General features: G+C 65.1%; 10 protein-coding genes. 8 read left to right on the top strand and 2 right to left on the bottom strand.

Annotated elements, in window-relative coordinates; genetic code table 11:
• Positions 1 to 53: 53 nt before the first annotated feature.
• Positions 54 to 473, bottom strand: coding sequence for an MFS transporter (locus ACQ0O7_RS41490; RefSeq protein WP_430791319.1), 420 nt, complete (start codon positions 471 to 473; stop codon positions 54 to 56).
• Between the two features lie 526 nt (positions 474 to 999).
• On the bottom strand, positions 1,000 to 2,298 hold the full coding sequence (locus tag ACQ0O7_RS41485; protein WP_430791317.1) for a tyrosine-type recombinase/integrase: 1,299 nt from the start codon (positions 2,296 to 2,298) through the stop codon (positions 1,000 to 1,002).
• A 607-nt stretch (positions 2,299 to 2,905) separates the two neighbouring features.
• Between ACQ0O7_RS41485 and ACQ0O7_RS41480 the strand changes: the two genes are divergently transcribed.
• From ACQ0O7_RS41480 to ACQ0O7_RS41445, 8 genes are all read left to right on the top strand, one after another.
• A complete protein-coding gene (locus ACQ0O7_RS41480) occupies positions 2,906 to 3,160 on the top strand; it encodes a GntR family transcriptional regulator (RefSeq protein ID WP_430791315.1) in 255 nt (84 codons plus the stop codon).
• Positions 3,161 to 3,344: 184 nt separating this feature from the next.
• Positions 3,345 to 3,488: a CPCC family cysteine-rich protein gene (locus ACQ0O7_RS41475; RefSeq protein ID WP_430791313.1), complete on the top strand. Its 144-nt coding sequence runs from the start codon at positions 3,345 to 3,347 to the stop codon at positions 3,486 to 3,488.
• A gap of 451 nt (positions 3,489 to 3,939) precedes the next feature.
• Positions 3,940 to 4,161: a helix-turn-helix transcriptional regulator gene (locus ACQ0O7_RS41470; RefSeq protein WP_430791311.1), complete on the top strand. Its 222-nt coding sequence runs from the start codon at positions 3,940 to 3,942 to the stop codon at positions 4,159 to 4,161.
• Between the two features lie 108 nt (positions 4,162 to 4,269).
• A complete protein-coding gene (locus tag ACQ0O7_RS41465) occupies positions 4,270 to 4,593 on the top strand; it encodes a hypothetical protein (protein ID WP_430791309.1) in 324 nt (107 codons plus the stop codon).
• A 31-nt stretch (positions 4,594 to 4,624) separates the two neighbouring features.
• Positions 4,625 to 4,963: a hypothetical protein gene (locus ACQ0O7_RS41460; protein ID WP_430791307.1), complete on the top strand. Its 339-nt coding sequence runs from the start codon at positions 4,625 to 4,627 to the stop codon at positions 4,961 to 4,963.
• 2 nt (positions 4,964 to 4,965) lie between these two features.
• Complete coding sequence (locus tag ACQ0O7_RS41455) at positions 4,966 to 5,709, top strand: WXG100 family type VII secretion target (RefSeq protein WP_430791305.1); 744 nt, start codon at positions 4,966 to 4,968, stop codon at positions 5,707 to 5,709.
• A 9-nt stretch (positions 5,710 to 5,718) separates the two neighbouring features.
• On the top strand, positions 5,719 to 6,009 hold the full coding sequence (locus tag ACQ0O7_RS41450) for a hypothetical protein (protein ID WP_430791303.1): 291 nt from the start codon (positions 5,719 to 5,721) through the stop codon (positions 6,007 to 6,009).
• Between the two features lie 141 nt (positions 6,010 to 6,150).
• Positions 6,151 to 7,284, top strand: coding sequence for a tyrosine-type recombinase/integrase (locus ACQ0O7_RS41445; RefSeq protein ID WP_430791301.1), 1,134 nt, complete (start codon positions 6,151 to 6,153; stop codon positions 7,282 to 7,284).
• The last annotated feature ends 84 nt before the right edge of the window (positions 7,285 to 7,368 follow it).

Raw genomic sequence — 7,368 nt, 5'->3', positions numbered from 1 at the left:
ACCAACTACCGGAGACCTCGCCGTCTATCGATCAACGACGCGCGTGATCTCCCTCAACCCGCCACCGCCGACTTCGATACACGGCCTAGCGCCGCACAGCGTGCCGCGCCGTCGTACAGCCCGGCTGCCCGGGTCAGCGGCATTCCGGCGCGTTCGGCGAGCGCGGGCAACAGCACGCTGCGGGCCGTTTCGCCAGGCGCACGGAACAGCCCGGTCAGCGCCATCAGCGCGCACAGCATCCAGAACTGCAGGATGCCGGCGAACTGCAACAGCGGAATCGCCGCTACGGCGACTCCGCAGGTGAGATCAGAGGCGACACTGACCCGCCGTCGTCCCATCCGGTCGATGACCGGACCGGTGACGAGTGCAGCGAGCACTGCGGGCAGCAGCGTGCAGAACGCCACCATTCCGGCCTTGGCGGCAAGGACCGTCGTCAGCGGACGGCGATCGCCCGGTAAGAAGTCTTCGGGCACTACGGTGGTCTCCCCTGTGAGGAAGCACCCACCGAGAACGAAGTAGGTCAGCCGGTGGGTGAAGCGAAGTCGTCAGCGTCTGGCGCGCATAGCGAGGCGCACCGCGATGCGGTGTTCACTAGCAGCGCCTCCAACACTTCGCCGGGGATGACCACCCGGCACCTCCACACATCGTCACCCCGGACGCCGGTACTTCGCAACGACGATCCGTTCACAGCGGGCGGGTGCACCGGGAATTGTCTGGGTTACGCCAACGACGATAGAACCGCTGACGGATCTGGATCCAGAGGGCCTCGCTGGTTCGGAACGTTCACGATCTCCCACGCAATCCTTTGCCGCAGAAAATGCCTGCGCGGTCCGCGTGAGGTCGCGTACGCGCCGTCATGACACGGCGGAGGCACGCGGCCTCACGCTGGGGCCAGTCGGGAGCCGTCCGGCGAGGCCGCGTCAGCCCGTCGGGATCAGACGCCTCGCCGCCTCGGCTCGACTCCGCGAGAACCAGGCAGCTTGCCGGGCTGCGGACACCTCAAGCCGCGGTCATGCGAGTCCCGGCCCTGCGGGCGACGCTGCGGGACGCGAGGGCAGTGCCGCTCGGTACAAGATGGCGCTGATCTTCGACCCGGGAGGATTCGCGCGTGCCGATTCCCCGGCGTCGCAGGTGATGGAGGACGCGTTTGCCGACTCGGCATGTCCGTACCTGGTCGCCGCCGACGTTCAGGACCAATCTGGCAGTGTTCTCGGCTGCCTTACGTTGGGCGGCCGGCAGCACGTTGGTGTAGACGTCGGCGGTGAGCGCGATGTTGGAGTGCCCGAGTAGGTCCTGGATCGTCTTGAGGTCGGCGCCGGCGGAGTGCGCGAGGCTGGCCGCGCCGTGGCGTAGGTCTTGTAATCGGACGGGCGGCAGGCCGGCGCGGTCGATGAGCAGGTGTAGTCGTTGGGTGAAGTATCCGGGATGGAAGGGTGCTCCGTCGGGTCGGGTGAACACGTAGCCGCTGCTCAGGTAGGGCTGTCCGGCGTTGTCGCGTCGAAGGTGGTGTCGTTCCTGATGTAGGCGGTGCAGCCGCAGGACCTGCACGGTGTGTTTGTCGAGTGCGATGGTTCGGCGGCTGGTCGCTGACTTCGGTGGTCCTTCGTGGATGGTGTAGCCGGCGGTGGTGCGTTGCCGGGTGATGGTGAGTTGGGCGTTGTCGAGGTCGATGTCGGTCCAGCGCAGGCCGGCGGCCTCGCCGCGGCGTAGTCCTCGTAGTGCGAGGAGCCACCAGAAGGCGTAGAGGCCGTCGTGGCGTACCGCGTGCAGGAACTCGGCCAGTTGTTCGGGTGTCCAGACCGCGACCACGGGATGCTCGCCGGTGGCTCGCCACGCGGCGACGCGTGGCTCGGTCCAGACCTCGGCATGAGGCTGTTCGCGTGCCGGTAGCTCGACCCGGGTGGCCGGATTCCCGGTGATGAGACCTTCGCGGACTGCGGCATTGAGTGCTGCTCGCAGGGTGGTGTGTACGTGTTGCAGGGTGCAGACGGTGTTCGGAGCCCCGTGCCGGTTGGTGGCTTTGCCGATCTCCGCGAATGCGACGGTGAGTTGCCGTGAGCTCAACTGTCCGAGGGGCAGGGCGCCGATGCTCGGGATCAGGAACCGGTCGATGTCGTGGGTGTAGTGCGCTCTGGTGGTGGGCCTGATCCTGGTGCGGGTGGACAGCCAGTACCGCAGCCAGCGGGTGACGGTCCAGCTCTGCCCGGTGCGTTCCTCTCGTGACATCTCGAGCAGCTCGTCGCGGGCTTGCCGGGCGGCCTCCTCGGTGACGAAGCCGCCGCGGCGAACGCGTTCCACCCGGCCTAGCAGGTCCCGGGTCGAGCAGGCGAAGTACCAGCTTCCGTGCCCGGCTTCGAACAGGCGCGGGCAGTGATCACCCGAGCGTCGTCTGGTCGCGGTGTTGATGCATCCGCATCGTTTGAAGATTCCTCCGGTGTCTGTCATTTCGTCCCCCGTATTGGTTGTCCTTCCTCATGCGGTTCGCAGTGAATCGCAGTAGGTCTCAGCAAGCCGAATCCCTACACAGCCGGCTCGAGGCGGGCCTCGTGTCGTCCCTGGCGCTGCTCGCAAGGCTGTGAAAGGCGCAGTAACCCCGACGAGCCACCGAGGCTGACTGCGGGCAGTGCGCCACTCGGCGGGGGCGGCGGCGTTGTCTTCCAAGGAAGCCGCGATCCTCGGGCCTGGTACCCGCCCCGAAACCCACCCTCGTCGCGGCGCTTGCCCGGATCAGCCATTCTTCGTGCGCTCGTGGCTTTCCCGAGCCGCGACCGGCCGACGAGGTCTCATGCGATGCACTGTTTACCGGTTCTAACCCGAGCCTACGCCGGTTCACCATGCCTGTTCATGGCTCACCATGGTTCCCCCTCAACATTCATGGCTCTCCGTTGAGTGGGAGTGTCGGGCCGTGATCGACCACGAAGGGCCTACCCCGTTGTATGTGCAGGTGGCAGACGCCATTGCGGCGCGTATCAGCGCGGGTGACCTTCTGCCGAACCGGCCGATCCCCTCGGAGAACCAGCTCGTCCAGGAGTACGGCGTCGCCCGGGGCACCGCCCGCAAAGCAATCCAATTGCTGCGCGAACGTGGGCTCGTGGTGACGGTCGTCGGTCGCGGCACGTATGTCGTCACTGCGACGGAAGGCCAGAGCCCGATCGGGTAGCACGGACCATGGCTCGCTCATGCTGGGCATCGAAGACCAGAGAACCTTCTACCTGTCCCCGCTTTCCGGCCAGCTTGGCGCCGAGGCTCGCACGCTTCTAATGACGGACAGGTTGCCCGGGGAATCCGCTCGGCTGCCACGTTGGCGTGGTGCAGGATGGCCGCCGTGATGTCGACCTTCCCGCGTGTGCTGCGGCCATCTGAGCATGGGCGCGCCGCCCGGCTCGTGTGACATCTGCCCGGTGTGCTTCTGGGAGGACGATCAGGTTCAGCTGCGCTGGCCCGACTGGGCCGGCGGCGCGAACCGGCCGTCACTGATCGAGGCTTAGGCGAACTTCGCCTTGTTCGGAGCGTGCGAGCAGCGGTACGTGTCCAAGGTTCGGCCGCCTCGTGATGACGAGCCGCCGGATCCGAATTGGCGCCGTATCTACTTGGAGCGGGACCGCTTCGAACCTCGGGGTCGACAGGAAGCTCCGTGGCCTGACGACTGCACGGTTTTGTACTGGTGGCGGTATCACGACGCCGGATCCTGGCGTCGAGGCGGTAGAGACCGAGCAGTCTACGAGTAGGTCGTGCTGCTGGGCGAGCTCGATCGCCTACGCGGTGAGCTGGACGCCCCTGTCGGTTCGGTCGCGGCGGTAGTCAGGGGCGTGGCGGTACGCCGGCAGCTAGGTCGCTTGCCGGTGTGGATACCCCAACCAACTAATGCGTGCAGTGCGTGCGTGCAGTTCTAGCGTGAATGCACGGAGGAACAGTTTCTGCGCACTTAACGTCCATGCTGTGCCAGCGAACAAACGCGACATCAAACTCATGGGATCGGCCGAGATCGGCCGCCGCCTCGGTGGCCTTTCACGCACCCGCATCTACCAGTTGACGCAGCGCCGCAACTTCCCGGAACCAGTCGCTGAGCTGGAGATGGGCAACGTCTGGCTGGCCGAGGACGTCGAGGCGTGGATCGCCGACCACCGGCCCGACATCGCCGAAACGACAGAAGGCGAATAGCAAGAAAACCTGCCCCGTGAGAATCCGGACTTAATTGACAACCATCCGACTTCCACGGGCGTTGGTAAGGCTGTGACTCCCGATAAGACGTTCGCTACTGTCGATGGCATGCCGCCGGCGAAGAAACCCCATGAGATGAGCTACGTCGACGCGGGCGGGGAGCTGCGCCGCTACACGGGCGCCTTCCTGATCATGTGCGGCATCGCTCCACTGCTGATGTTCTCGCTGCTGGCGAGCAAGCCGGGCGGCCCCGACTACCCCATCTTGCCGAGCATCGTCGCCGGCCCGTTCATCATCATCGGCGTCGTGATAACCGCGCTCGGCATCTTCACGAAGGAACCGAAGCGTTCCGCTAAACGCGTCGGTATCGGAGCGGGATTGATCATTCTAGGTGTCATTCTGATCTTCGGGATCCGTGCCGCACTCGTCTAGCCACTGCTGAAGTAGCCAGAGAGGTGACAACGTGACCTTGAAGGTCGAACCAGAAGCCATCCGCCACTACGGCTTCATGCTGAGCCGGGCACGCGACGACGCGCGCGAGTGCAAGAACTACTTCTCGACACACCTCCCCGAGGTAGAGCCCGGCCTCGAGGGCGGGTTCTTCAACCCCATCGGGTACGCGCACAACGGAGTCCGCCAAGAACTCGGCAAACTGCTCGACCACCTGGTCGACATCCTGGATGTCTCCCACCAAGCCCTGTTCGCGGCCGCCAAACACTACGAAGGCACCGATGCCGACTCCGCCAAGCGGCTGGACCAGACCTATGCCGCCGTGCAGCGCCCCATCGCCGGAGTCAGCTGAGCATGGGATTCACCGACCCCCGGGACCCCACCGTTCACCTGACCGAACCCGGCGCCCGCACCGAGCAGGTTCTCGACCAGCCGTTCTCGCACCCCGGCTCCGTATTCGACTGGTTCAGCCCCACCCACGTCATCAACGCCTTCATCAAAGAAGCCGCCGGCTACGACGTAGTCGGCGAGGCGTCGAAGGTCTTCGGCGGTGACTGGGAGACGATCTGGAAGGCCGCCGGCGCGATCGCCAACCTCGGCGACGCACTGCAAGACATCGGGATCAACACCACTAGCGGGAATTCCGACCTCGACAACCAGTGGGACGGCAACGCGTCGGAAGCCGCGTACGTCTACTTCACGCAACTCGGTGCCACTCTCAGCGAGCAGAGACAGAGCCTGACCGACCTCGCCGAGTCCTATCGGAAGGCAGCCGAGGGCACCTTCCGTATCGCCGAGTCGTTCTCCGGCATCCTGAAAGACATGGGCGACGCCGCCATCATGGGGGTGATCAGCGCTTCGGCCGGGACCGCCGCCATCGAGACCGGGGTCGGCGCCGTGGCGGGCTATGCGTTCGCGGCCTACCAGGCACGCAAGATCTACATGCTCGGTGCCCGCCTCAAGCTGATCATCAGCACCGGGTACAACGACATCATGATGCTCGCCGGTGTGATCCAGTCCTGGTCCGCCGACACCGGCGCCCTCTCCCGGTATCAGCTTCCCAACGCCGCCTACCAGCACCCGTCATCGGCCGCGTAGAGGAAACCCGTGAACGAGAGCACCGAGAACGAGGTCACCCACCGGTTCCTCCAGCACCTCGCCGACCACAGCGACAACGAACTGCTCCGCGAGATGTCCGACCAGGTCCTCCGAGGCAACATCACCCTGGCTGATGGCATGTCCTTCCCCGCATACTCCGAGGCTCTAACCCAAAATCTTGCCGACTTCACGCGTTGGTACGACAGCCTCAGCGACGACGAACGCCAACGGGAAGCCGACGACTGCGCGGCCGATCTCAAGAGGGCCGACCAGCATCTCAACGCGGACCACGACCTCTGAGAAGACAAGCCCTCGCTCGCCTACCGCGACGACGCCGGCCAGGTGGCACCTGACCGTGATCATCTCTCCAAGCGGCCATTTGCACTCCCCGCGAGCGGCTAATTTGCCGGAATGGCACTCATAAATCTGAGCCCTGCTCACATGCACCTGCTCAAAGCCTGCATCACCCTCGCCAGACGCGCCCACGGGTTCACCGATGAGCAACGACGTCTTCTCCGAGGTGCCCACAAGGTGCTGTGCAATGCGCTGCGCGGCGAGCATGAACACTTCGACCGCCTACGAGCCGTGCCCCGAGACGTCAGCGGCGAGGTCACTCCAGACACGACTGTGGAACAACTCGCCGACGCCTGGATCGACGAGATCCTCATCGAAGACCGAATCAAACGACAGACAGTTGACCACTACGCCAACAACTTGCACTACTGGATCCTGCCCGCCATCGGGGACATGACCATCCGGGAAGCCACGGTCGGCGCGCTCGACCGCTATCTCAAGACCCTCGCCAGAACTCATCCATCCGGGGCACAGCGCTGCAAGGGCACCCTATTGCAGATGTTCAGTCTGGCCGTCCGCCACGGTGCAATCCCCGCCAACCCGGTCCGCGACGTCGGCCGCCTACCGAAACCACGCAAGATCGTTCAAGCCATGAGCATCGACGAGATCCAACGAGTCCGCCACGCCCTGCACCTGTGGCGCACCACCAAAGCCGTCGGACCTAGGAAAAGCCGCGCCTGCACCGACCTGTTCGACCTGCTCCTGGCCACCGGCTGCCGTATCGGAGAAGCCTGCGCCCTGCGCTGGCAGGACATCGACCTGGATGCCAGAACCCTCACCGTCGCCGGCACCATGGTCTTCCTTAAGAACACCGGCTGGGAACGTCAGGAATCCCCCAAGACCCTCGCCGGGCAACGCACAATCCACCTGCCAGCCTTCGCCCTGACCATGCTCAGCCGCCGCCAGACCGAGGAACCCCATAACCAGGACGATCCCCTCTTCGCCAGCCGCACCGGCACCTTCGTACAACCGGACAACATGCGCCGCTCGCTACGCTGCGCCCTGCAACGGCAGGCCGATCTGAAATGGGTGAGCCCTCACGTATTCCGCAAGACCGTCGCTACCGTCCTGAGCGGACAGGGCCTGGTGACCGAAGCCGCCGCCCAGCTCGGGCACGTCGACGAGAGCATCACCAAGAAGTTCTACATCCAGAAGCCCTCGACCGCCCCCGACGTCAGCCATGCCCTGGAAATCCTGATCGGTGGAGGTGCGCGTCAATGAGATAGACCCCGGGCGGATAGCTAACCGGAATCCTGTAAGACAGCGGAAGCCGAGGAGACCCAGTGCAGTCGGCCCGCGCCGTCC

Source organism: Actinoplanes sp. G11-F43, from assembly GCF_050589265.1.
Classification (GTDB): domain Bacteria; phylum Actinomycetota; class Actinomycetes; order Mycobacteriales; family Micromonosporaceae; genus Actinoplanes.
Note: the sequence above shows the minus strand (reverse complement) of the source record. Positions and strands in the feature narration are given on the sequence as shown.